The following is a 378-nucleotide window of genomic DNA, read 5'->3' as shown; positions in this document are numbered from 1 at the left end:
TGGAAGTCGACGCCGTCCGACACGGTCGTGCCGGACGAGATACCGTCTGCGGACAACTCACAGCCGGCACCGGTGCCGCGGGCGCCGGTCGGCCAGTCGTCCGCGCCCGTCGCCCAGGCGCCCGCGCGACAGGCGCGCCCGGCCCAGACCGTCGACGCCGATGGTTTCGACATGCCCAGCGACGGCGGCACCACCGCATCGGTCGGGCATCCGGTGCCGCCCGGCGACGTCGGTGGCCCGAAGAAACGGCGACAGACCTCGATCCTCGACATCCTCGGCGGCGGTTGAGCGGCAAACTCGCCTCTCGCAATGGCAAGCGCGTTCGGCTACATGTCCGGCCGGAGATCAAGCCATGGCCGAGACCGACCCCAGAAAGAC

Annotated in this window: 1 pseudogene; it reads left to right on the top strand. The window is 70.9% G+C overall.

Features of this window, described 5'->3' with window-relative positions:
* Positions 1–288: pseudogene (locus tag EN804_RS35085) on the top strand (penicillin-binding protein); the annotation flags it as partial.
* Between the last annotated feature and the right edge of the window lie 90 nt (positions 289–378).

This window comes from Mesorhizobium sp. M8A.F.Ca.ET.161.01.1.1 (genome assembly GCF_004792105.1).
Classification (GTDB): domain Bacteria; phylum Pseudomonadota; class Alphaproteobacteria; order Rhizobiales; family Rhizobiaceae; genus Mesorhizobium.
Note: the sequence above shows the minus strand (reverse complement) of the source record. Positions and strands in the feature narration are given on the sequence as shown.